The organism is Mesorhizobium sp. M0496, from assembly GCF_040321205.1.
Classification (GTDB): domain Bacteria; phylum Pseudomonadota; class Alphaproteobacteria; order Rhizobiales; family Rhizobiaceae; genus Mesorhizobium.
Map to the genome: position 1 here is coordinate 21,237 of NZ_JAMYRC010000020.1, position 22,430 is coordinate 43,666.

General features: G+C 63.9%; 22 protein-coding genes. 18 read left to right on the top strand and 4 right to left on the bottom strand.

Going from position 1 to position 22,430, the window contains the following annotated elements; translation table 11 throughout:
- Positions 1–112 precede the first annotated feature (112 nt).
- Positions 113–700 (top strand): GNAT family N-acetyltransferase, encoded by a 588-nt coding sequence (locus NKI73_RS17885; protein ID WP_352631907.1) that lies wholly within the window; start codon positions 113–115, stop codon positions 698–700.
- 21 nt (positions 701–721) lie between these two features.
- On the top strand, positions 722–1,252 hold the full coding sequence (locus tag NKI73_RS17890; RefSeq protein WP_352631909.1) for a GNAT family N-acetyltransferase: 531 nt from the start codon (positions 722–724) through the stop codon (positions 1,250–1,252).
- 7 nt (positions 1,253–1,259) lie between these two features.
- Here the strand turns inward: NKI73_RS17890 and NKI73_RS17895 are convergent, their stop codons facing one another.
- Complete coding sequence (locus NKI73_RS17895) at positions 1,260–2,129, bottom strand: endonuclease/exonuclease/phosphatase family protein (RefSeq protein WP_352631911.1); 870 nt, start codon at positions 2,127–2,129, stop codon at positions 1,260–1,262.
- A gap of 133 nt (positions 2,130–2,262) precedes the next feature.
- On the opposite strand from NKI73_RS17895, the gene obgE reads away from it, so the two are divergent.
- The 5 genes from obgE to NKI73_RS17920 all read left to right on the top strand — a co-directional run bounded on the left by obgE (position 2,263) and on the right by NKI73_RS17920 (position 7,956).
- Entirely contained in the window at positions 2,263–3,294 is a 1,032-nt protein-coding gene (gene obgE, locus NKI73_RS17900) for a GTPase ObgE (protein ID WP_352631913.1), read from the top strand.
- A gap of 3 nt (positions 3,295–3,297) precedes the next feature.
- Positions 3,298–4,470, top strand: a complete 1,173-nt coding sequence (proB, locus tag NKI73_RS17905; protein WP_352631915.1) for a glutamate 5-kinase — start codon at positions 3,298–3,300, stop codon at positions 4,468–4,470.
- Between the two features lie 3 nt (positions 4,471–4,473).
- Positions 4,474–5,760 (top strand): glutamate-5-semialdehyde dehydrogenase, encoded by a 1,287-nt coding sequence (locus tag NKI73_RS17910; RefSeq protein WP_352631918.1) that lies wholly within the window; start codon positions 4,474–4,476, stop codon positions 5,758–5,760.
- A 250-nt stretch (positions 5,761–6,010) separates the two neighbouring features.
- A complete protein-coding gene (locus NKI73_RS17915; RefSeq protein ID WP_352632065.1) occupies positions 6,011–6,598 on the top strand; it encodes a nicotinate-nucleotide adenylyltransferase in 588 nt (195 codons plus the stop codon).
- Between the two features lie 68 nt (positions 6,599–6,666).
- Entirely contained in the window at positions 6,667–7,956 is a 1,290-nt protein-coding gene (locus NKI73_RS17920; RefSeq protein ID WP_352631920.1) for an MFS transporter, read from the top strand.
- Between the two features lie 4 nt (positions 7,957–7,960).
- On the opposite strand, the gene NKI73_RS17925 is transcribed toward NKI73_RS17920, so the two are convergent.
- Positions 7,961–8,812 (bottom strand): mechanosensitive ion channel family protein, encoded by an 852-nt coding sequence (locus NKI73_RS17925; protein ID WP_352631922.1) that lies wholly within the window; start codon positions 8,810–8,812, stop codon positions 7,961–7,963.
- 241 nt (positions 8,813–9,053) lie between these two features.
- On the opposite strand from NKI73_RS17925, the gene rsfS reads away from it, so the two are divergent.
- The 8 genes from rsfS (at position 9,054) to NKI73_RS17965 (ending at position 17,323) form a co-directional block, all read left to right on the top strand.
- The gene (rsfS, locus tag NKI73_RS17930; RefSeq protein ID WP_352631923.1) at positions 9,054–9,431 is read left to right on the top strand and encodes a ribosome silencing factor; all 378 of its coding nucleotides are present in this window, start codon (positions 9,054–9,056) and stop codon (positions 9,429–9,431) included.
- Between the two features lie 56 nt (positions 9,432–9,487).
- Positions 9,488–9,970 (top strand): 23S rRNA (pseudouridine(1915)-N(3))-methyltransferase RlmH, encoded by a 483-nt coding sequence (gene rlmH / locus NKI73_RS17935; protein WP_352631925.1) that lies wholly within the window; start codon positions 9,488–9,490, stop codon positions 9,968–9,970.
- Between the two features lie 180 nt (positions 9,971–10,150).
- Entirely contained in the window at positions 10,151–11,488 is a 1,338-nt protein-coding gene (locus NKI73_RS17940; protein WP_352631927.1) for a murein hydrolase activator EnvC family protein, read from the top strand.
- On the top strand, positions 11,489–12,820 hold the full coding sequence (locus NKI73_RS17945) for a S41 family peptidase (protein ID WP_352632067.1): 1,332 nt from the start codon (positions 11,489–11,491) through the stop codon (positions 12,818–12,820).
- 198 nt (positions 12,821–13,018) lie between these two features.
- Positions 13,019–14,200, top strand: a complete 1,182-nt coding sequence (locus NKI73_RS17950; protein WP_352631928.1) for a divergent polysaccharide deacetylase family protein — start codon at positions 13,019–13,021, stop codon at positions 14,198–14,200.
- A 38-nt stretch (positions 14,201–14,238) separates the two neighbouring features.
- Positions 14,239–14,760: an RNA pyrophosphohydrolase gene (locus NKI73_RS17955; RefSeq protein ID WP_352631930.1), complete on the top strand. Its 522-nt coding sequence runs from the start codon at positions 14,239–14,241 to the stop codon at positions 14,758–14,760.
- Positions 14,761–14,837: 77 nt separating this feature from the next.
- Entirely contained in the window at positions 14,838–15,977 is a 1,140-nt protein-coding gene (gene alr, locus NKI73_RS17960) for an alanine racemase (RefSeq protein WP_352631932.1), read from the top strand.
- 89 nt (positions 15,978–16,066) lie between these two features.
- Positions 16,067–17,323: a D-amino acid dehydrogenase gene (locus tag NKI73_RS17965; RefSeq protein WP_352631934.1), complete on the top strand. Its 1,257-nt coding sequence runs from the start codon at positions 16,067–16,069 to the stop codon at positions 17,321–17,323.
- Between the two features lie 130 nt (positions 17,324–17,453).
- Here the strand turns inward: NKI73_RS17965 and NKI73_RS17970 are convergent, their stop codons facing one another.
- A complete protein-coding gene (locus NKI73_RS17970; RefSeq protein ID WP_352631936.1) occupies positions 17,454–18,335 on the bottom strand; it encodes a LysR family transcriptional regulator in 882 nt (293 codons plus the stop codon).
- A gap of 367 nt (positions 18,336–18,702) precedes the next feature.
- Between NKI73_RS17970 and NKI73_RS17975 the strand changes: the two genes are divergently transcribed.
- Together NKI73_RS17975 and NKI73_RS17980 are read left to right on the top strand one after the other, a co-directional pair.
- Positions 18,703–20,199: a CoA-acylating methylmalonate-semialdehyde dehydrogenase gene (locus NKI73_RS17975; protein WP_352631938.1), complete on the top strand. Its 1,497-nt coding sequence runs from the start codon at positions 18,703–18,705 to the stop codon at positions 20,197–20,199.
- Between the two features lie 312 nt (positions 20,200–20,511).
- Positions 20,512–20,715, top strand: coding sequence for a hypothetical protein (locus tag NKI73_RS17980; RefSeq protein ID WP_352631940.1), 204 nt, complete (start codon positions 20,512–20,514; stop codon positions 20,713–20,715).
- Positions 20,716–20,767: 52 nt separating this feature from the next.
- Here the strand turns inward: NKI73_RS17980 and NKI73_RS17985 are convergent, their stop codons facing one another.
- Positions 20,768–21,418: a GntR family transcriptional regulator gene (locus tag NKI73_RS17985; RefSeq protein WP_352632069.1), complete on the bottom strand. Its 651-nt coding sequence runs from the start codon at positions 21,416–21,418 to the stop codon at positions 20,768–20,770.
- Between the two features lie 111 nt (positions 21,419–21,529).
- On the opposite strand from NKI73_RS17985, the gene NKI73_RS17990 reads away from it, so the two are divergent.
- Complete coding sequence (locus NKI73_RS17990; RefSeq protein WP_352631942.1) at positions 21,530–22,423, top strand: dihydrodipicolinate synthase family protein; 894 nt, start codon at positions 21,530–21,532, stop codon at positions 22,421–22,423.
- The last annotated feature ends 7 nt before the right edge of the window (positions 22,424–22,430 follow it).

The window sequence follows — 22,430 nt, forward strand, 5'->3', positions numbered from 1 at the left end:
CCGCACTAGAACACCGGCGCCCATCTCGGGACCGGTGTCTGGCAAAGCCAGGAAAAGGATCAGGGGAGATGGGTTTCCATCTCCCCTTTTTCTTGTGCCTGGAGGACTTTCAATGGTTGCCGAAGCGGAAGACTCAGAAGACGAAAGTTACGCGATAGACTGCCCGGTGCTGGTCACCGAGCAACTGGTGATGCGGGCGCCGCACGAAGGCGATATCGCGCAACTGGTCGAGCTTGCCGACAACCGTCATGTCGCCGAAATGCTGGCCCGCATGCCGCACCCCTATGGCGAGGCCGAGGCCCGCTCTTTCCTCGCCATGACCAAGTCGCGCCGTGCCGGCATCGCCTTTGCCCTGACGCTGGCCGGCACCGAGACGTTCGTGGGCTGTGCCGGCCTCAACACCACCGATCGCGGCCTGGAACTCGGCTACTGGATCGGCGAGCCTTACTGGAAGAAGGGCTATGCGACCGAAGCAGCGCATGCGCTGGTCGATCTCGCCTTCCAAAGGACGTCGATCCAGGTGCTGCATGCCTCGACGCGGGTCATCAATCCGGCCTCGCGCCGCGTCATCCACAAGTGCGGCTTCCAATATGCCGGCCAGGGCATGCTGAACTCGATCGTCGCCGGCCAGGTGCCGGTCGAGCGCTACAGGCTCGACAGGAAGACCTGGACCAGCCTGCGGAACTGGGTCCACTTTTGATGGATGAAGCCGGTCAAGCCAATGGTCGACAGCAGCGATATTGAAGCGGTCGCGATCGCGCCGATGACGTCCGGGGATGTTGAAAGCTTTCACCGGGCGCTCGATGTCGTAGCGCGTGAGCGAAAGTACCTGTCCTTCCTCGAGGCGCCACCGCTGGATCAAACCCGAAGTTTCGCGATGGATCGTATCGGCAGAGGCGATCCAGGGTTCGTGGCCGTTGTCCGCGGTGAGGTCGTCGGCTGGTGCGACATCTCACGCCATGACCGGCTTATCCATGCTCATCGCGGCACCCTCGGAATGGGGATTGTTCCCTCTTATCGGGGGCATGGCCTGGGATTGCGGCTGATCAATGCGACCTTGGCGCAGGCGCGCAAGGTCGGCTTTGTCCGCATCGAGCTTTCCGTGCATTCCGACAATGCGCGCGCCATCTCTCTTTACGACAAGGTCGGGTTTGTCAGGGAGGGCGTACAGCGCGACGCCGTCCATATCGACGGGAAATACCGCGATACGATCATGATGGCGATCGTCGAACGCGAAAACGCTGCCAGATGAATGGCCATCAGCCCAGTTCGACCCAGACCGGCAGGTGGTCCGAACCGACGGCCTTTCGGTCGACCCACAGGCGCTTCAGGGATTTGGCGAGCGAAGCGCTGGTGAAGATGTAGTCGATGCGCTTGTGGCGGTTGGGATTGGTGGGTTGCTTGGGATCGACCCAGCTGACGAGATCGTCGCCGGTGGCGTTCAGGCGCAACGCGGCATCGACGGCAAAGTCGGCGGTCAGCGGCATGCCGAATTCATGGTCCGGCCGGCCGGCGAGTTCGACATATTCGGGCGATCCGGCCAGCATGTTGAAATCGCCCATGCCGACAAAGGCTTCGGGATGCGGCAATTCCGGCAGGCCGATCTCGGCGACGCCGGACAATGCGCCGCCTTCGAGCGCGTAGTTCAACAGGCGCCGGCGCAGGAACTGGATCTGGCTGGCGCGTTCGACCGGGCTGCGGTGATCGAGATGGATGGAATAGAAGCGGATGAAACCAAGCGGCGTCTCGATCAGTGCTTCCAGCGCTCCACGCTGGAAGTTCATCATCTCGAAGCTGCGGCTGCGCGGCAAAAGCAGGTTGCGCGACAGATGAATAGGCGTCTTCGACAGCACCATATTGCCAAGCTGGAAGGTCGTGGTGATGGCGCGGCCGTTCTCGAGGCGCGAGCCGATATTGGCCTCGAAATTGCTGCCATAGACGGCGAAATAGTCAGGCAGCGCCTCGCCGATCTCGGCGACCATATCACGGCCGCCGTTCCTGGGGTTGTTGCGGGTCACTTCCTGCAACGCGATCACATCGGCGCCGCGCACGGCATCAGCGATGCGCCCGACATTGTACTGCGCGTCGAGGCCGATGCCGTACTGGATGTTATAGGTTACAAGCTTCATTCCGACATCTCTCCGGCCAATCCCGCGCGACCATTGTCATAAAACGTCCTCGCCCTTCGCCGCGCCTTGGTTTAGAGCAAGGCCGAAGGTTTAGAGCAATGCCGCAAAGCCACTAGTAGAAACTGCGAATCCCATGAAATTTCTCGATCAAGCCAAAGTCTACATACGCTCCGGTGACGGCGGCGCCGGTTCGGTGTCGTTCCGGCGCGAAAAATTCATCGAGTTCGGCGGGCCGGACGGCGGCGATGGCGGCCGTGGCGGCGATGTCTGGCTGGAAGCGGTCAACGGGCTGAACACGCTCATCGACTACCGCTACCAGCAGCATTTCAAGGCCAAGACCGGCGTCCATGGCATGGGCCGCAACATGACCGGTGCCAAGGGCGCCGACGTCACGCTGAAAGTGCCGGCGGGAACGCAGGTGTTCGAAGAAGACAATGAGACGCTGATCTGCGACCTGACCGTGGTCGGCCAGCGCTTTCTGCTGGCCAAGGGTGGCAATGGCGGTTTCGGCAACCAGCATTTCAAGACTTCGACCAACCAGGCGCCGCGCCGCGCCAATCCCGGCCTGCCGGGCGAAGAGCTCAACATCTGGCTGCGGCTGAAGCTGATCGCCGATGCCGGGCTGGTCGGGCTGCCGAATGCCGGCAAGTCGACATTCCTCGCCGCCGTCACCGCGGCCAAACCTAAGATCGCCGATTATCCGTTCACGACGCTGCATCCCGGCCTTGGCGTTGCCCGCATCGACGCGCGCGAATTCGTCATTGCGGACATTCCGGGTCTCATCGAAGGCGCGCATGAGGGCGTCGGCATCGGTGACCGCTTCCTTGGCCATGTCGAGCGCACGCGCGTGCTGCTGCATCTGGTTTCGGCGCAGGAGGAAAATCCGGGCAAGGCCTACAAGACCGTGCGCGCCGAGCTCGAGGCCTATGGCAACGGCCTGACCGACAAGGTCGAGATCGTGGCGCTTTCCCAGGTCGACACGCTCGATGCCGAGGCGCGCAAGAAGAAGGTCGCGTCGCTAAAGCGCGCCGCCGGGCGTGCGCCGATGCTGTTGTCGGCGGTCACCGGCGAGGGTGTCGAGGCGGTGCTGCGGGCGCTGATGGCGGTGGTGGGCGAGGCGCGTGCGCGGACCGCTGCCCCGGTCGAGACGCGCTGGGACAAGTAGGCCATGCAGTCGCTGAAAAAATATCGGCGCATCACCGTCAAGATCGGCTCGGCGCTGCTCGTCGACCGCGCGACGGGCCTCAAGCGCGACTGGCTGGCCTCGCTTGCCGACGATATTGCGGTGCTTGCGCAGGGCGGCGCTGAAATCCTCGTCGTCTCCTCCGGCGCCATCGCGCTTGGCCGCACCATTCTTGGCCTCGGCAAGCGGGCCTTGAAGCTCGAGGAGAGCCAGGCGGCGGCAGCCGTGGGGCAGATTGCGCTGGCCGGCGCCTGGTCGGATGCGCTTGGCAAAGGCAGCCTGAAATCGGGCCAGATCCTGCTGACGCTCGGCGACACCGAGGAGCGCCGCCGTTATCTCAACGCGCGGGCGACGATCTCGACGCTTTTGAAGATGAAGGCGGTGCCGGTCATCAACGAGAACGACACGGTCGCGACTTCCGAAATCCGCTATGGCGACAATGACCGGCTGGCGGCCCGCGTCGCCACCATGATGGGCGCGGACCTTCTGGTGCTGCTTTCCGACATTGACGGGCTCTATACGGCGCCGCCGGCGCGGGACCCCAAAGCAAAGTTCATTCCGGTGGTCGACCGGATCACGCCTGATATCGAGGCGATGGCGGGTGCCGCTGCTTCCGAATTGTCGCGCGGCGGCATGCGGACGAAGCTCGATGCCGGCAAGATCGCGACCGCCGCCGGCACCGCGATGATCATCACGTCCGGCACACGGCTGTCGCCGCTGATGGCGATCGAGCGAGGCGAGCGCGCCACCTTCTTTCGGCCGCGCAGCAATCCGGTCAAGGGCTACAAGACCTGGATCGCCGGCCAGCTCGAACCGGCCGGCAGGCTGACGGTCGATGCCGGTGCCATCGGTGCGCTTCTGTCGGGTAAGTCGCTGCTGCCGGCCGGCGTCAAACTCGTCAGCGGCAATTTCTCGCGCGGCGACACGGTGGCGATCCTGTCGCCCGAGGGCCGCGAGATCGCGCGGGGGCTGGTTGCCTATGATGCCGCCGATGCCGTAAGGATCGCTGGCCTGAAGACGGCCGAGATCGAAACCGTGCTCGGCTACGAGGCGCGGTCTGCAATGATCCACCGCGATGACCTTGTGGTGAGCCATTCCGGTGACCAAGTAGGGGCAAGCGACCAAGTACTGGCCGGTGGCGCCGTAAGCGGAGGATGAGCCATGCTGAAACTGCATGAAAAATCCGGGGACGACACCGTCGCGCTGATGGCCGATATCGGCCGCCGGGCCCGGGCTGCCGCCCGACCGTTGGCCATCGCCACGACCGCCGCCAAGAATGCTGCACTCCTCGCCATGGCGGAAGCGATCATTGCTCGTGAGCAGGACATCCTCGACGCCAACGCCATCGATGTCTCGAATGGCGAGGAATCAGGGCTTTCCGCCTCCTTCATGGATCGGTTGAAGCTCAATCCGGCGCGCATTCTAGCCATGGCCGAAGGCATCAGGGAAATCGCCGCGCTCCGCGATCCGGTCGGCGACGTCATCGCGCAATGGGACCGGCCGAACGGCTTGCATATCCAGCGCGTGCGCACGCCGCTCGGCGTCGTCGGCGTCATCTATGAGAGCCGCCCGAACGTGACGGCGGATGCCGGCGCGTTGTGCCTCAAGGCCGGCAATCCGGTGATCCTGCGCGGCGGCTCGGATTCGCTCAATTCTTCGGCCGCCATCCATGCCTGCATGGTCGAAGGGCTGAAGGAAGCCGGCCTGCCGGAAGACGCCATCCAGCTGGTGCCGACCACCGATCGCGCCGCCGTAGGCGAGATGCTGAAGGGCCTTGACGGCACGCTCGACGTCATCATTCCGCGCGGTGGAAAAAACCTTGTCGGGCGGGTGCAGACCGAGGCCCGGGTGCCGGTTTTCGCCCATCTCGAAGGCATCTGTCATCTTTACATCGACCGCTCCGCCAAGCTCGACATGGCGGTGAGGATCGCGGTCAACGCCAAGATGCGGCGCACCGGTGTCTGCGGCGCCGCCGAGACACTGCTGGTCGACCGTGCGGTTGCCTCCACGCATCTGGTGCCGATCCTCGACGCACTTCGCGCTGCCGGTTGCGAGATCCACGCCGATGCCGAAGTGCTGAAAGTGTTTTCCGACGCCAAGCCTGCCACCGATCTCGACTGGGTGACCGAATATCTCGACGCCATCATCGCGGTGAAGCTGGTCGACGGTATCGGTGGTGCGATCGAACACATCGAAACCTTTTCCTCGCATCACACCGAGGCGATCGTCGCCGAGGATGCGCAGGTCGTCGAGCGCTTCTTCAACGAGATCGATTCGGCGATCCTGCTGCACAACGCCTCGACGCAGTTCGCCGACGGCAGCGAGTTCGGCATGGGCGCCGAGATCGGCATCGCCACCGGCAAGATGCATGCGCGCGGACCAGTCGGCGTCGAGCAGTTGACTTCGTTCAAATACCGCGTGCGTGGGTCTGGGCAGGTGAGGCCTTGAAGCTTTTCGACGTCAGAGCCTGAGGCGTTGCGCCCAGCCACCCCCCTCTGTCCTGCCGGACATCTCCCCCTCAAGGGGGGAGATCGGCTGTTGTTTCTGATTTCACCAATTGCTGCCGCCGCAGAATTTCTGCCGTCAGTGACGCTGCCAATCTCCCCCCTTGAGGGGGAGATGTCCGGCAGGACAGAGGGGGGCGCCTAGCACCATGCTGTCGTCCCTTCAGCCCGCAATCCCCTCCCACTATCTCAAAATGCCACATGCCGAGAAAGGGCTGGCCGTCGGCCTGTTCGGCGGTTCGTTCAATCCGCCGCATGCAGGCCATGCGCTGGTCGCCGAAATCGCGCTGCGACGCCTGGCACTTGACCAGTTGTGGTGGATGGTGACGCCGGGCAACCCGCTGAAGAACACAGGCGAACTGGCGCCGTTGAGCGAGCGATTGCAACTCTCAGAGCAGACCGCCAAGAACCCGAAGATCAAGGTCACCGCTTTCGAAGCCGCCCATCACGTCCGCTACACCGCCGACACGCTGGCGCTGGTCAAGGCGCGCAACCCCGGCGTCGATTTCGTCTGGATCATGGGTGCGGATAGTTTGCGCGATTTCCATCGCTGGCAACGCTGGCGCGAGATCGTCATGACCTTCCCGATCGCCGTCATCGACCGGCCGGGAGCGACGCTGTCGTTCCTGTCCTCGGTCGTTGCCAAGACGTTCGACTATGCGCGCGTCGACGAAGGCGATGCGCCGAGGCTTGCCCGCATGAAGGCGCCGGCCTGGACCTTCATCCACGGCCCACGCTCGTCGCTGTCATCGAGCGCGATCCGCAAGCTGGCGAAGGGGTAAGACCGCTCGCCCGGTCATGTCGCTTTTATCGCTCCCTTTGCCTGTTTCGTGGGCGATCCTGAGCAGGCATGTCGATTCCCAGGAAAAACCGCAGCGAAGTCGAGCAGGGCACCGAGCCCACGCCGTTGATCGCGATTGCCAGCGTCATAGTGTCGATGGCACTGATCGCCGTCGGCAACGGGCTGATGTTCGCCTATATTCCGGTCCGGCTTGGCGCCGAGGGCTTCGATCCGACCTGGGCCGGGCTGATCATCACCGGGCTTTCGGCCGGCGGCCTCGCCGGCTGTATCCTCACCGGACCGCTGGTGCGAAGGGTTGGCCATGCCCGCGCCTTCATGGTGCTGTCGGCGCTGATCGCGCTGGCCAATGCTGCTGTCGGCGCCGGCCCGCATCCGCTGTTGTGGATCGCGGCCCGCGCGCTCTACGGCTTTGCCATATGCGGCCTGTTCATCGTTGCGCAGAGCTGGCTCAACGATGCCATTGCCAATGCCATCCGCGGCCGGGTGATGGCTTTCTTCTACGTTGCCTATGTCGCTGGGCTCGGTGTCGGCTACGCGACGCTGGCGCTGGTCGACATCAGGACGGCGGATGCACCGTTGATCGGCATCGTCTTCACCGCTTTGTCGATCCTTCCCGTCGGGATGACCCGGCTGGCCCAACCGCCCGCACCGCAGGCGGCCTCGGTGGCGCTCGGACGGGCCTGGCGGATTTCGCCCGTCGGCGTTGCCGGCATGCTGGCGGTCGGCGGCCTGTCTATGTCCATCGCGGGCTTCGCGCCGATCCACGCCACGGCCAAGGGCTACAGCCAGGCCGATGTGGCGTTGCTGCTTTCGGCGATGCCCGTCGGCACGCTGATCCTGCAGATCCCGCTTGGCTGGATTTCCGACCGCACCGACCGCCGCTATGTGCTGATCGCCGCATCCGCGCTCGCCATGCTCGCCGGCCTGTTCGCGCTTGGGTTCGATGGGGGCGCGCTGGCGGCGCTGGTGGTGATTTACATTATCTGGGATGGCGCCTCGGAATCGATCTATTCGCTTTCCAGCGCGCATGCCTCCGACCGTGCCGGCAAGGAGGACATGGTGGCGCTGTCCAGCTCGCTTTTGTTTGCGTGGTCGCTTTCGGGCTTTATCGTGCCCGGCATCGTAACGGCGCTCTCGGCTGCCTTCGGGACGCAGACCTTCATCTATGTGGCGATCCTCATTGCCGCTGCCTTCTGCCTGTTCGTGCTCTTGCGCGTGTTCACGACGCGTCCAGTTCCCGCCGGTGAAACCGGCAGTTTCGCGCCGATGACGGCCCAGGCGCCACTGCCGGTCGAACTGGCCTTCGCGCCGGACGAGCAGGATCGGCGCAACGGCTAACCGATCATTGCCGGCGAGCTTCCGGCGTCGGTGCTTCCGGCGGCGGCAGCGGGATCGATATGCCTTCCGAGTCGAATTGCTGCTTGGCGCGCTTGGTGAGGTCGGTCTGGGTGGCGAAGAAATCCGCCGAGGATGTCCAGTAGCGCAAGGCAATCGACACGGTGCTGTCGCCCAATGTCGCGACGAAAGCGATCGGCGCCGGCTCACGTTTCACCCGCCGGTCGGCGGTGGCAATGGCGAGCAAAGTCTTCTGGGCGCGGTCGATGTCGTTCCAGGAGCCGATGGAGAGCGTGATGTCGGCACGGCGTACACCGTTGCGGGTGAAGTTGCGCACCGGCTGATTCCACAGCGTCGAATTGGGCGCCAGGATATAGACGCCTTCGGCGGTCCTGAGCTTGGTCGCGAACAGGCCGATCTCCTCGATCGTGCCGGCAATCGAACCGACCTCGACCGATTCGCCGATGCGGAATGGCCGCAGCGCCAGAAGCATGATGCCGGCGGCAATGTTCTGCAGCGTGCCTTGCAAAGCCAGGCCGATGGCCAGGCCGATGGCGCCGATGGCGGCAATGATCGACGCCGTCTGCACGCCGAATTGGCCTAGCACCATGATGGTGACGAGGATCAGGATAGCGTAGCGGACGATCTTGGAAAAGAAATGCCGCAACGTTGCGTCGAAACCATGGATATGGCCGAGGCCGACGAAGATCGAACGTTCGGCAAGCCCGGCGATGATGTAGCCGACAACCAAAAGGATGACGGCGCCGATGGCCGAGAAAGAGTATGAAACGATCAGCGTGCTCAGTTGCGCGAGGCCAGCCTGGACGGTGGCAAGGGTGTTTTGCGGGTCGATCGGCATGGTGAAAATCCGGTTGGTCGGTGAGCCGATAACCCGTACGGGGAGCGAGGGTTCCGATCTTTTCCGACGTGCGGCGGAACCACAGGATCGAGAATACGTTCGTGCCAGGCAGGTGCCGTCTTGAAACTGTAAGGGAACTCTGCCTATCTAAGTGGCGTCACCTGCTTTTAAGGGTGATTTGGTTGTTCTTGCTGCGAAAGGAAATACACTGAGAACAGCACTGCGGAAGAAGGCCGATATCATGCCTTCGCCGGCCAGGATCAGCGTAGACGACGCCGTGTCCCGCGCCATCAAGACAGTCCTTGCCAGTCTGGAAGACTCCAAGGCCGAAAACATTGTCTCCATCGACATCCAGGGAAAATCGAGCCTCGGCGACTACATGGTCGTCGCTTCGGGTCGATCGCACCGTCATGTTGCGGCTGTCGCCGATCATCTTCTCAAAGCGCTCAAGGATGCCGGGCTCGGCACGGCGCGCGTTGAGGGGTTGGCAGGCGCCGACTGGGTCCTGATCGATTCGGGCGACATTATCGTCCATGTCTTCCGCCCCGAAGTCCGCGAATTCTACAATCTTGAAAAGATGTGGCAGGCGCCGGATCTCGAGGAAGAAACCCTCCACTAAGCCGCCTTTGTTTTGATGCATGTCATCGCATGCATTAGCGGCTTATAGGGGCGAGGATGAAGATATCAGTTCATGCCGTGGGCCGGATGAAAGCCGGCCCCGAGAAGTTGCTCGCCGACCGCTATTTCGAGCGTTTCGCCAAGAGCGGCCCTGCGGTGGGGCTCGAATTCGCCGGCATTGCCGAGATCGCCGAAGGTCGCGGCCAGACCGCCAACGAGCGGCGGCGTGAGGAAGGCCAGAAGCTGCAGATGCAATTGCAGCCTGGCACCGCGCTGATTCTGCTCGACGAACGCGGCAAAAGCTTTTCCTCGGAAGATTTCGCCGGGCGCCTCGGCGTGTTGCGTGACGGTGGCCGCAAGGCGCTGGTCATCGCCATCGGCGGCGCCGACGGCCACGACCAGTCGCTGCGCGATCAGGCCGAATTGGTGATGTCGTTCGGATTGCTGACCTGGCCGCATCAATTGGTGCGGGTGATGCTGGGAGAGCAGCTCTATCGGGTGGCAACCATCCTTTCGGGACATCCCTATCATCGCTCGTAAACCGGTGAATTGGCGCGACTCACGCGGATTTCCGCCCCAATGCCATGCAAGACTGGCTTTTGGTATTATGCATGTCGCATTGCGGAACCTGACCACTTTTGGGCGACATGCGTTCGGAAACGGGCCTTTCAAACATGGTTGATGGTTCGTTAACGAAGCCGCAGATAGAGTCGACACCGAATGTCTGAAGGCTGGAAATCGAGAACGGGCTCATGGCGCGCGCGCTGCGGCATCGCGGCGGCGGTGCTTGTCCTGTCGCTGCATGCGGGGCAGGCCGAAAATACGCTCGACATGGCTCCTGATCCGGACCAGAGCAGGGCGGAATACGAGCGGGTCTCGAAGGAGATCACGCTGTCGTCGGAACGGTTGGCCAAGCTCTCCGCCGACATCGCGACCATCAAGAAGGATCACGCCTCGATCACCGCCGCCCTGATCCAGTCGGCGATGACCGAGCAGAAGCTCGGCCAGGACATCGAGGACATCGGCGCCAGGCTGGAAGGGCTGAAGGGCCAGGAACAGACGATTCGCGCTTCGCTCGCGGCGCGACGCGACGTGCTGGCCGAAGTGCTGGGCGCGCTGCAGCGCATGGGGCTGAACCCGCCGCCGGCGATCCTGGTCAAGCCCGAGGACGCGCTGTCGTCGGTGCGCAGTGCCATCCTGCTCGGCGCGGTGGTGCCGGAATTGCGTCAGCAGACCGATATCCTGCTCGCCGATCTCAAGGAGCAGACCAAGGTCACGGCCTCGATCGAGGCCGAACGAGCGCGGCTGACGGCGGCGGTCGGCGACCAGGCCGCGGAAAAAAAACGGCTCGGCATGCTGCTGGAAGCCAAGCAGAAGCTCGAAGCCGACACGCAAACGCAAATGGCCGCTGAAAAGCAGCGATCCGAGGCGCTGGCGGCCAAGGCCGGCAGCCTGAAGGAATTGATCGCGTCGCTCGAAGCGCAAGCCGACAAGACCCGCAAGGCTGCCGATGCGGCCAAGGCCGCCGAGCAGAAGACGGCGGACAGCGACAAGACGTCAACGCCGGCGGAACTGGCGTCGCTGCCGGTGCCGGAAGGCAACCAGCTTGCCGCCGTAGCGCCTTTTTCAGCGCTGCAGGGACAGATCGCGCTACCGGTGACCGGCCGCATCAAACGGCGATTCGGCGCCGATGACGGTAACGGCGCGGTGATGCTTGGCGACATGGTTGCGACACAATCGGGAGCCATCGTTACCGCGCCGGCGGATGGGAATGTGCTTTATGCGGGGCCGTTTCGCTCTTATGGTCAACTCTTGATCCTGAACGCAGGCGACGGCTATCATGTCGTTTTGGCGGGGATGAGCAGAATCAGCGTCGCAACCGGTCAATCAGTGCTCGCAGGAGAGCCGGTCGGCGCGATGGGAGAGGCCAGGGTGGCGAGCACCTCGGTTTCGAAGAATGGAAATGCCACGCCGGAACTCTATGTCGAGTTTCGCAAGGATGGAAAACCCGTCGATCCGACCCCATGGTGGGCGGACCGTTTTTCTGGAAGGACGTGAATAATGCGGAAACTGTCGCTTCTGTTTGCCGGTGCGCTGATGGGCGCCTCCGCCATGAGCCTTGTTTATGGCACGCCCGGCTCGGCGGCGAACGCTGCAGGGTCGGAGACCTACAAGCAATTGGCGATCTTCGGCGATATCTTCGAGCGGGTGCGGGCACAGTATGTCACACCGCCCGACGACAAGTCGCTGGTCGAGAACGCCATCAACGGCATGCTTGCCTCGCTTGACCCGCACTCCTCCTACATGAATGCCGAGCAGGCGCAGGATATGCGCGTCCAGACCAAGGGCGAGTTCGGCGGCCTCGGCATCGAGGTCACGATGGAGAACGATCTGGTCAAGGTGATCACACCGATCGACGACACACCGGCTGCCAAGGCTGGCGTGCTGGCCGGGGACTATATCGCCAAGATCGACGGTGAAGAGGTTCGCGGCCTGACCCTCAACGACGCGGTCGACAAGATGCGCGGCCTGGTCAACACGCCGATCAAGCTGACCATCCTGCGCCAGGGCGCCGACAAGCCGATAGAACTGACGGTCGTGCGCGACATCATCAAGGTCAAGGCGGTCAAGTTCCGGGTCGAAAACGACATCGGCTACATGAAGATCACCTCCTTCACCGAAAAGACCTATGACGACCTCGAGAACGCCATCGACACCATCAAGAAGCAGGTGCCGGACGACAAGCTCAAGGGCTACGTGCTCGATCTGCGCCTCAATCCGGGTGGTCTGCTCGACCAGGCGGTGAGCGTGTCCGATGCCTTCCTCAACCGCGGCGAGATCGTCTCGACGCGCGGCCGCGATCCCAAGGACGTCACTCGCTTCGACGCCAAGCCAAAGCAGGTCGACGACATCAACGGCAAGCCGATGATCGTTCTGGTCAATGGCGGTTCGGCCAGCGCGTCGGAGATCGTCGCCGGCGCGCTGCAGGATCTGCGCCGCGTCACGGTGGTCGGCACGCAGTCCTTCGGCAAAGGTTCGGTGCAGACCATCATTCCGCTCGGCGAGAATGGCGCGCTCAGGCTGACGACGGCGCTCTATTACACGCCGTCCGGCAAGTCGATCCAGGGCAAGGGCATCACGCCCGACATCAAGGTCGACCAGCCATTGCCGCCGGAACTGCAGGGCAGGGACCTGACGCGCGGCGAATCCGATCTCAAGGGCCATATCAAGGGCGCCGACGAGGGCACGACCGGTTCGGGCTCGGCGGCCTATGTGCCGCCGGATCCGAAGGACGATCTGCAGCTCATTTATGCCGAGCAGCTGCTGCGCGGCCAGAAGACCGATCCGTCCTTCCCGCCCAATCCGCAGAAGGCCGTTCTCAACCAGTAGCGGCGGGCCGGACAAGTAGGTCTGGCCGCCCGATGGAAGCAATGCGAAGCTGCCGGGACCGAAAGGTTCCGGCAGTTTGATTCGGGGGCAAGGCAAAACCCCAGACACGGCGCCAGGGGTGCGTCAGGATTGATGAATTCGCGCATGTCTTTTCGAAGCGGTTTCGTCTTCGAAGCTGATGCGCCCGGGGATTAGGGCTTGGCTGATATAGGCAAGGACATCGAACGCCCGCTCGGACAGGCTGTCCGGTCGCCGCGCGCCGCCGGCAAGGTCAGCGGCGGCACGGTCTTGGCGGCCTTGGCCGCGCTGGCTGTGGTCGGCGTCTCCGGCGCGATCGCGCTCAGGGAAAAGCCGTTTCGAAAGCCGCAAGAAGTTGCCGTTTCGACACCGAAAGTAGCTGCGGCGGCCGAACCCGCTGCCATGCCGGCCGCATTGGCCCCGGTGGCGACGCCAAAACCGGAGACGCCGGCAAAGACAGGCGGGCCGCAGATCATCCACGTACAGACGGAAGAGGGCGATGGCCCGCCCAAGGCGGGGATCGTCATTCGCGACCCATCGACCATCGGCCAGAACCTGAAGATCGCGCATATTCCCGACAAGGCGCTGATCGAAGGCAGCGAAACCGGGCCTTTGCCTGTGCGCGGGGCTGACGGTCGGCGGCCGTTCGACGTCTATGCGCGGCCCTGGTCGGGCGGGCGTGGGGCGCGGGTGGCGATCGTCATCGGCGGGCTTTCGGTTTCGCAGACAGGCACCCAGGCGGCCATCGCCAAGCTCCCGGCGGAAGTGACGCTGGCCTTCGCGCCGCAAGGCAACAGCATCGGCCGCTGGATGCAGGCGGCCCGGCAGAGCGGCCACGAGATCGTCATGCAGGTGCCGCTCGAACCATTCGACTATCCAAACATCAATCCCGGTCGCAACACGCTGACGGTGGCGGCGAGCGCGGACGAGAATTTGAAGAACCTGCACTGGGCGCTGTCGCGGACGACCAACTACACCGGCGTCATGAACTACATGGGCGCGCGCTTTTCCGCCGATGCGGCGGCGATGGAGCCGTTCATGGCCGAACTCGGCAAACGCGGCCTCGCCTATATCGACGACGGCTCATCGGTGCGCAGCCTGGCGCCCAACCTGGCGCTCAGGGATGGTGTGCCCTTCGTCTCCGGCGACATGGCGATCGATGCGGTGCAGGACCGCGGCGAAATCCTGAAGAAACTCGACAGTCTCGAAGCGACCGCGCGGGCCAAAGGCACTGCCGTCGGCATCGGCTCGGCCTTCGATCTGACGGTTGACACCGTGTCGTCCTGGGTGGTTGAGGCCAAGAAGCGCGGCATCGAGATCGTGCCGGTTTCAGCGGTGGCCGTTGACCCGCAAAAAGGCTAGCCACGTCCTGATTGGACGACGACCGGAAAGACTGACCGATGCCGAAGACAAAACAAATCGACCGCGAAACGCTGCCTTATCGGCCCTGTGTCGGATTGATGATCCTCAATGCCGAAGGCCTGGTCTGGGTCGGGCATCGCATTGCCGAGCCGGACAGCGAATTTGCCGGCACGACGCAGCTTTGGCAGATGCCACAGGGCGGCATCGACAAGGGCGAGGAGCCGTTGCAGGCGGCAGAGCGCGAACTCTATGAAGAGACCGGCATGCGAGGCGTCTCGCTGCTGGCCGAAGCGCCCAACTGGATCAACTATGATTTGCCGGACCATCTCGTCGGCATCGCCTTCAAGGGCCGATATCGCGGCCAGACGCAGAAATGGTTCGCCTTTCGCTTCCACGGCGATACCAGCGAGATCCAGATCAACCCGCCGCCGGGCGGCCATACCGCGGAATTCGACAAATGGGCATGGCGGCCGATGCGGGACCTGCCCGACCTGATCGTGCCGTTCAAGCGCCATGTCTATGAGGACGTGGTGGCGGCGTTCCGCCATCTGGTGCAATAGCCCTGGCAGGAAACGACCCGGTTGCCGCGCCGACCCGGCGGTCCTATTGATGTCTATCCGCTAGAAGAAGGGTCGCCATGAACGACGCCCCCAAAAGGTCGCTGCCCGAAGAGGTCACCGCCACAAGCGAAGCGGTGGCGGGAGCCATCCTCACCATCGATCTCGGTGCTATCCGTGACAACTACCGGCGGCTGAAAGCGCGGTTGGGCGATGTTGGCTGTGCCGGGGTGGTCAAGGCCGACGGCTACGGCGTCGGCGCCAGCCAGGTCGCGGCGGCGCTGCTGCGCGAAGGCTGCGACACCTTCTTCGTCGCGCTCCTGGCCGAAGGCGTCGCCTTGCGCCGCTCGCTTGGGCCGGGCCCGACCATTTTCGTGTTGAACGGCATTCCGCCGGGTGCCGAGCCGGACGCTGTGGCGGCAGACCTTTGCGCAGTCATCAACAGCCCGGAACAATTGGTGGCCTGGCGTGCGGCGGCTCGACGCGCCGGCCGAAAACTGCCGGCCGCGATCCAGGTCGACAGCGGCATGTCGCGGCTTGGCATGGCGCCCCGGGATGTGGAGCGCGTTGCCGCCGATCCGCATGCGTTCGACGGCATCGACATCCGCTTCGTGATGAGCCATCTGGCCTGCGCCGACGAGTCGGAGCACCCGGCCAATGAGCGGCAGCGACTGGCGTTCGAGCGGCTGCGCGCACTGTTGCCGAAGGCGCCGGCCTCGCTGACCAATTCGTCCGGCATCTTTCTGGGACAGCGCTTCCACTACGATCTCGCGCGCCCCGGTGCCGCGCTCTACGGCATCAATCCGACACCGGCCAGGCCGAACCCGATGCTGCCGGTGGTGCGGCTGGAGGCCAAGGTCGTGCAGACACGCATGCTGGAGGCCGGCGTCGGTGTCGGCTACGGCCACATGTTCCAAACGACGGCTCCGCTCGCTGCCGCGACGATCTCGCTAGGCTATGCCGATGGCTGGCACCGACGCGCGGCGTCCGCGGCCTGGTTCGAGGGCGCGCGCCTGCCCTTCCTCGGGCGGGTGTCGATGGATTCGATCACTCTCGACATCTCCGCCCTGCCGTCCGGCAAGCTCCGCGAGGGGGATCTCGTCGAATTGCTCGGTCCCTCGCAAAGCGTCGATGAGGCTGCCGGCCATGCCGGCACCATCGGCTACGAGATCCTGACCAGCCTCGGCCCGCGCTTCCATCGGCGCTATCTCAATAGCTAACGCTTGGCGTGTAGCCCCTTGGCGGGCGCCACAGAATCCGGCAGACAGAAGATGGCACCGGTTTGGGCGTCGCCGTGGAGTGTTGTACGATGAAGATCATGGTGCTGGGCGGTGGCGTCATCGGGGTGACCACGGCGTATTTTCTCGCCGAAGCCGGCCACGAGGTGACGGTTCTCGACCGCCAGAAAGGCCCGGCGCTGGAAACCAGCTTCGCCAATGCCGGCGAGATATCGCCCGGCTACGCCTCGCCCTGGGCCGGGCCCGGCATTCCGCTGAAGGCGATCAAATGGCTGCTGATGAAGCATGGCCCGCTGGTCGTGCGGCCGGCCTTCGATCCGCATATGTGGACATGGCTGGTCAAGATGCTGCGCAACTGCACGGCCGAGCGCTATGCAATCAACAAGGCGCGCATGGTGCCGCTGGCCGAATACAGCCGCGACACGCTGAAGGCGCTGCGCGAATCGACCGGCATCGCCTATGACGAGCGGACCCAAGGCACGTTGCAGTTGTTTCGCACGCAAAAGCAGCTCGACGGCACCGGCGGCGATGTCGAGGTGCTGAAGAAGTATGGCGTCCCCTATGAGATCCTCGATCAGGACGGCTGCATTGCGGCGGAGCCGGGCCTGGCCGGGGTGCGCGAAAAGTTCGTCGGCGGCCTCAGGCTGCCGCGTGACGAGACCGGCGACTGCAAGATGTTCACCGATAGGCTGGCCGAGCTCTGTGTGGCGCGCGGCGTCAAGTTCGAATACGACGTGACGATCTGGCGTATCATCCGCAGCCGCAACCGCATCGCCAATCTCAGCACCAGCAAGGGCTGGAAAGCCGCCGACGCCTATGTGATGGCGATGGGCAGCTATTCGGCAGGTTTCATGCGCCGGGTGAAGCGGCCGATCCCGGTCTATCCGGTCAAGGGCTATTCGATCACCGTGCCGATCAAGGATGCCGCCGCGGCACCGGTGTCGACGGTGATGGACGAGACCTACAAGGTGGCGATCACCAGGCTCGGCGACCGCATCCGGGTCGGCGGTACGGCCGAGATTTCCGGCTTCGACCTCAGGCTGCACGAATCGCGCCGCCGCACGCTGGAGCACTCGGTCGGCGATCTCTTTCCGGGCGCCGGCGCCATGCGGGACGCGACCTTCTGGTGCGGGCTACGGCCGATGACGCCGGATGGTCCGCCGCTGATCGGCCGCACCGAGCTTTCCAATCTCTATCTCAACACCGGCCACGGCACGCTCGGCTGGACCATGGCCTGCGGCTCGGGCAAGGTTCTGGCTGACATCATCTCCAGCCGGGTGCCGGACATCGATGTCCGCGACCTCGCCCAGGAGCGCTATTTGCGATAGAAGATCAGAACGACTGCCGGACCCGGTCTTCGTCGAATGGGCGCATTGGCAGACAAGGTTGGGCGTGTGGTGAATTCGTTTTTGCTCGACCCGCCTTGGATGGCGGATTTGCTTTATCGGTTTTGCGAAATCAGGTGAACAGGCTTCTCGCCCGCTCCACCGCCTTGGTGATGAAGCTGGCAACGATCTGGACGCGGCGCAGCGGCCTGACCGATTCGTGATAGACCAGCCAGTAGGCGCGGCGAATGGGTGCGACCACATCGACCGGCACCAATTCCGGCATCGAGCGAGCGACGAAGGTGTGCAGGATGCCGATGCCGGCGCCCGAGCGCACCGCTTCGGCCTGGCCGAGCGCCGAAGAGATGGCGAAGCTGGTGCGCCAGTCCGCGCTGAACTCGGCCGCGTAGTCGAGCGAGGGGCTGACGATGAGGTCCGGCACATAGCCGATGAGGGTGTGCTGGCCCAATTCGGCGGCGGTCTGGGGCAAACCATGCACTTGCGCATAGTCGCGTGAGGCAAACAGGCCGAGCGAGTAGTCGACCAGCTTTCCCGCCACCAGCCGGCCCTCCGTCGGCCGTTCCACGGTGATGGCGATATCGGCCTCGCGGCGCGACAGGGAGAAGGAGCGCGGCACCGGCACGAGCTGGATCGTGAGTTCGCGGTGCAGCGCGGTCAGTTCGCCGAGGCGCTTGGCCAGGAAGGCGACGCCAAAACCGTCCGGTGCGCCGATGCGCACTGTGCCAGAGACATCGTCGCCTTCGCCGGCAATGGTCGAGCGCGCGGCGATCATGTCGCCTTCCATGCGCTCGGCAATGTCGAGAAAGCGCTCGCCGGCCGGCGTCAGCTCGCTGCCGGTGGTCAGCCGGCGAAACAGTTTTGAGCGCAGCGCATCCTCGAGCGCGGCGATGCGGCGCGAGACTGTGGCGTGGTTGAGTTCCAGGCGCTTGGCGGCGCCAAGGATCTGGCCGGCGCGGGCCACGGCAAGGAAGATGCGGACGTCATCCCAGTTCATGGGAATGGTCCAGATGAAAATCGCCGACGCTGCGTTCTGTGGCGCCCCCTTCTGTTCTGCCGGACATCTCCCCCTCAAGGGGGGAGATTGGCAGCTTCGCCGACAGCTCTTCGTTAACAGCCTCAATAATTGGCGAAGCCGAAGATGACAGCGCAATCTCCCCCCTAGAGGGGGAGATGTCCGGCAGGACAGAGGGGGGCGCGAAAGAACTCAATCTCAGCAGCAATTGCATCCCACCATTTGCGGGAATTGATGCTCGCCCGTCAATCGTTATCTATTTCCCGCACAACGGTTGCGTTCTCCCTCGCGTTGCCATCGCCGCTGCAAAGGCGGACAATGGGCCATCACAAACAAAGGGAGAGAGATCATGATCGACTACGGTCATTTCATCGGCGGTAAGCATGTCGCCGGGACCAGCGGCCGCAAGCAGGATGTCATGCAGCCGATGGACGGCTCCGTGCGCGGCACGGTGGCACTGGCTTCGCAGGCGGAACTGCGCGCGGCGGTCCAGAATGCCAAGGCAGCGCAGCCCAAATGGGCGGCGACCAACCCGCAGCGCCGCGTGCGCGTGCTGATGAAGTTCCTCGAACTCGTCGCCCGCGACTATGACGAACTGGCCGACATCCTGGCGCGCGAGCATGGCAAGACGATCGGCGACGCCAAGGGCGACATCCAGCGCGGCCTCGAAGTGGTCGAGGTCTGCATCGGCGCGCCGCACATGATGAAGGGCGAATTCACCGACGGCGCCGGCCCCGGCATCGACGTCTATTCGATGCGCCAGCCGCTCGGCGTCGTTGCCGGCATCACGCCGTTCAACTTCCCGGCGATGATCCCCCTGTGGAAGATCGCGCCGGCCATCGCCTGCGGCAACGCCTTCATCCTGAAGCCGTCGGAGCGCGACCCGGGCGTGCCGATGCGCATTGCCGAACTGTTCCTCGAGGCCGGCCTGCCGGCGGGCATCCTCAACGTCGTCAATGGCGACAAGGACGTCGTCGACGCCATCCTCGACGACCCCGACATCAAGGCCATCGGCTTTGTCGGCTCGACGCCGATCGCCCATTACATCTATTCGCGCGGCACCGCCGCCGGCAAGCGCGTGCAGTGCTTCGGCGGCGCCAAGAACCACATGATCATCATGCCCGACGCCGACATGGACCAGACCGTCGACGCGCTGATCGGCGCCGGCTACGGCTCGGCCGGCGAGCGCTGCATGGCGATCTCAGTGGCCGTCCCGGTCGGCAATGACACGGCCAACCGGCTGATGGAAAAGCTGATCCCGCGCGTCGAAAGCCTGAAGGTCGGTCCCTCGACGGACTCTTCTGCTGATTTCGGCCCGCTGGTGACGGCGCAGGCCCTGGAGCGTGTCAAGGGCTATGTCGACACCGGCGTCAAGGAAGGCGCCAAGCTGGTCGTCGACGGCCGCGGCTTCTCCATGCAGGGCTATGAAGACGGCTACTATATGGGCGGCTGCCTGTTCGACAACGTGACCGCCGATATGCGCATCTACAAGGAAGAGATTTTTGGGCCGGTGCTCTCGGTGGTGCGCGCGCCGACCTATGAAAGCGCGATCAAGCTCGCCAACGACCACGAGATGGGCAATGGCGTCGCCATCTTCACTCGTGACGGCGATGCCGCGCGCGACTTCGCCTCGCGTGTCCAGGTCGGTATGGTCGGCATCAACGTGCCGATCCCGGTGCCGATCGCCTACTACACGTTCGGCGGCTGGAAGGCATCTTCGTTCGGCGACCTCAACCAGCACGGCCCGGACGCGTTCCGCTTCTACACCAAGACCAAGACGGTGACTTCGCGCTGGCCTTCCGGCATCAAGGATGGTGCGGAATTCGTCATCCCGACGATGAACTGACCGGATAACAACCGATTTTGACTTCAAGGCCCGGGCGCCAATGTGCCCGGGCCTTTTGCAATCCGGTCGCGGACCGTATCGGCCTAAACGTTAATGTGATGGAACCGGAGGGGCGTTTGTAGTCTTAGGTTTCAATCCTGCCGCGAAGGAGGTGCGGCAGATCAACCAACGGCGCTAGCGACAGCTTCGGGGGCACCGCGTGGCGCAAGGAGATGTCGGATGACACGTCTCATGGCAATGCTACTTTGTGCTGCGTCTTCGTGTTTTGCAGTCCCGGCCTTGGCGGCCGGACAATGCGCAGCCCGAGCGGATATGATCAAGGCGCTCGGCGAGAAGTTTCACGAAAGCGAGGCAGCGCGCGGCCTGGTCAACCCGAGCGTGATTCTCGAAGTCTTCGTTTCCGACCAGGGCACCTGGACTATCCTCGCCACCGATACGCAAGGTCAGAGCTGCGTCATCACCGCAGGCGAAGGTTGGGACGGTGCGTTGGTGACGGCTGCCTTGCCAGGTGCCTGAACCGAAGCGCGGAAAAGACCCGAGGACAGATGCCGGGCCAATTTGAGGGCTCTCAGCGCGTGGCAGCCAGTTCCGCGTGGCCGCGCAGCAGCGCCATCAGCCGCTTGGCGTCCTTGGCCGCGGCTTCCTCGTCGCCGTCGAGGATCGAGCGGATCAGCGCGACATGGTGCTCGGCGGATTCGGCAAGGCCGGTGTCGGCCTTGTAGCGGAACCAGAAGCGGCGGCTGTGGGTCTGCAAGGGGGCCGCCAGCCGAGCGGCGAATGGGTTGTCGGCGGCCAGGGCTAGCGCTTCGTCGAGCGCCTTGTCGGCCTGGATGAAGGCAAGTACGTTGCCCGCGATGACCGCCTTCTGCATGGCAAGCGCTGCTTCGTGAAACAGGTCGGCTGCCTCGCGGGTGACGAAGCGGGCGGCTGAACGGGCCAGCACTACCTCGACGCCGCGGCGCGCGTCGAGCACGCGCAGCCAGTCGCCGGGATGCAGCGGAGCGATCGCGATGCCGGCGCGCGGTCGCACGTCGAGCAACCCTTCCCACGCCAACCGCTGGATCGCCTCGCGTACCGGCGTGCGACCAAGCCCGAGCCTGTCGATCAGGGCGCCCTCGGTGACGAAGCTCGCAGGAGCCAGCTCGAGCGTGACGATCATGTGCTCGAGCACATGATAGGCCTTGGTCGCGGCTGGCTCGGTCACGGTGCTGGCTTCCATGGATATCAAAGGCGCTCTCCTGATATATCTTGCATATATCACAACGGAATCCGCATTGACAGGTAGTTTCTTAATAGATATACGGCTGATATATCAGATGGAGAGATGATCATGTGGACCGGAGTTTTTCCAGCCGTCACGACCAAATTCACTGCGGATGATCGTCTCGATCATGGCGAGATGGAGCGTTGCTTCAACCTGCAGATGGAGGCCGGCTGCGACGGCATCATCGTCTGCGGATCGCTCGGCGAAGGGCCGATGCTGTCGCCCGACGAGAAGATCGAAGTGCTGAAGACCGCGCAGAAAGTTGCCAGCAAGAAGCCGGTGCTGCTGACCGTCAACGAGGCCGGCACCCGTGAGGCCGCCAGTATCGCCAGGCGCGCCGCGAAAGAAGGCGCCAACGGCCTGATGGTCGTGCCGAGCCCGATCTATCACACCAATGCGGAAGAGACGGTCGCGGCGCTCCGCGCTGTCGCCGAGGCCGGCGACCTGCCGGTCATGATCTACTCCAACCGGCTTGCCTACCGCGTCGACGTCACCGTGGACCAGATGGAAGAGCTGGCATCGGACAAGCGCTTCGTCGCCATCAAGGAATCCTCCGACGACATCCGCCGCTCGACCGAGATCATCAATCGCCTCGGTAACCGCTACGACCTGTTCACCGGCGTCGACAATCTCGCCTTCGAGGCGCTGTCGGTCGGCGCCATCGGCTGGGTGGCCGGACTGGTCACCGCGTTCCCCCGCGAGACAGTCGCCATCTACCAGCTGATGAAGCAGGGCCGCCGCGAAGAGGCGCTCGCTATCTACCGCTGGTTCCGTCCGCTGCTCGATCTCGACGTCTCGACCTATCTGGTCCAGAACATCAAGCTTGCCGAAGTGTTCGCGATCAACACCAACGACCGCGTCCGCATGCCGCGCCAGCCGCTGTCGGGCGAGCGCCGCAAGGCAGTCGAGAAGATCGTCAAGGACGCGCTGGCGGTTCGGCCAACACTGCCGTCGTTCTGAGGAAAGT

Excerpts from the sequence above, each read along its gene's own strand:
- NKI73_RS17885 (WP_352631907.1), top strand. The coding sequence starts at position 113 with ATGGTTGCCGAAGCGGAAGACTCAGAAGACGAAAGTTACGCGATAGAC.
- NKI73_RS17890 (WP_352631909.1), top strand. The coding sequence starts at position 722 with ATGGTCGACAGCAGCGATATTGAAGCGGTCGCGATCGCGCCGATGACG.
- NKI73_RS17895 (WP_352631911.1), bottom strand. The coding sequence starts at position 2,129 with ATGAAGCTTGTAACCTATAACATCCAGTACGGCATCGGCCTCGACGCG.
- obgE (WP_352631913.1), top strand. The coding sequence starts at position 2,263 with ATGAAATTTCTCGATCAAGCCAAAGTCTACATACGCTCCGGTGACGGC.
- proB (WP_352631915.1), top strand. The coding sequence starts at position 3,298 with ATGCAGTCGCTGAAAAAATATCGGCGCATCACCGTCAAGATCGGCTCG.
- NKI73_RS17910 (WP_352631918.1), top strand. The coding sequence starts at position 4,474 with ATGCTGAAACTGCATGAAAAATCCGGGGACGACACCGTCGCGCTGATG.
- NKI73_RS17915 (WP_352632065.1), top strand. The coding sequence starts at position 6,011 with ATGCCACATGCCGAGAAAGGGCTGGCCGTCGGCCTGTTCGGCGGTTCG.
- NKI73_RS17920 (WP_352631920.1), top strand. The coding sequence starts at position 6,667 with ATGTCGATTCCCAGGAAAAACCGCAGCGAAGTCGAGCAGGGCACCGAG.
- NKI73_RS17925 (WP_352631922.1), bottom strand. The coding sequence starts at position 8,812 with ATGCCGATCGACCCGCAAAACACCCTTGCCACCGTCCAGGCTGGCCTC.
- rsfS (WP_352631923.1), top strand. The coding sequence starts at position 9,054 with ATGCCTTCGCCGGCCAGGATCAGCGTAGACGACGCCGTGTCCCGCGCC.
- rlmH (WP_352631925.1), top strand. The coding sequence starts at position 9,488 with ATGAAGATATCAGTTCATGCCGTGGGCCGGATGAAAGCCGGCCCCGAG.
- NKI73_RS17940 (WP_352631927.1), top strand. The coding sequence starts at position 10,151 with ATGTCTGAAGGCTGGAAATCGAGAACGGGCTCATGGCGCGCGCGCTGC.
- NKI73_RS17955 (WP_352631930.1), top strand. The coding sequence starts at position 14,239 with ATGCCGAAGACAAAACAAATCGACCGCGAAACGCTGCCTTATCGGCCC.
- alr (WP_352631932.1), top strand. The coding sequence starts at position 14,838 with ATGAACGACGCCCCCAAAAGGTCGCTGCCCGAAGAGGTCACCGCCACA.
- NKI73_RS17965 (WP_352631934.1), top strand. The coding sequence starts at position 16,067 with ATGAAGATCATGGTGCTGGGCGGTGGCGTCATCGGGGTGACCACGGCG.
- NKI73_RS17970 (WP_352631936.1), bottom strand. The coding sequence starts at position 18,335 with ATGAACTGGGATGACGTCCGCATCTTCCTTGCCGTGGCCCGCGCCGGC.
- NKI73_RS17975 (WP_352631938.1), top strand. The coding sequence starts at position 18,703 with ATGATCGACTACGGTCATTTCATCGGCGGTAAGCATGTCGCCGGGACC.
- NKI73_RS17980 (WP_352631940.1), top strand. The coding sequence starts at position 20,512 with ATGATCAAGGCGCTCGGCGAGAAGTTTCACGAAAGCGAGGCAGCGCGC.
- NKI73_RS17985 (WP_352632069.1), bottom strand. The coding sequence starts at position 21,418 with ATGGAAGCCAGCACCGTGACCGAGCCAGCCGCGACCAAGGCCTATCAT.
- NKI73_RS17990 (WP_352631942.1), top strand. The coding sequence starts at position 21,530 with ATGTGGACCGGAGTTTTTCCAGCCGTCACGACCAAATTCACTGCGGAT.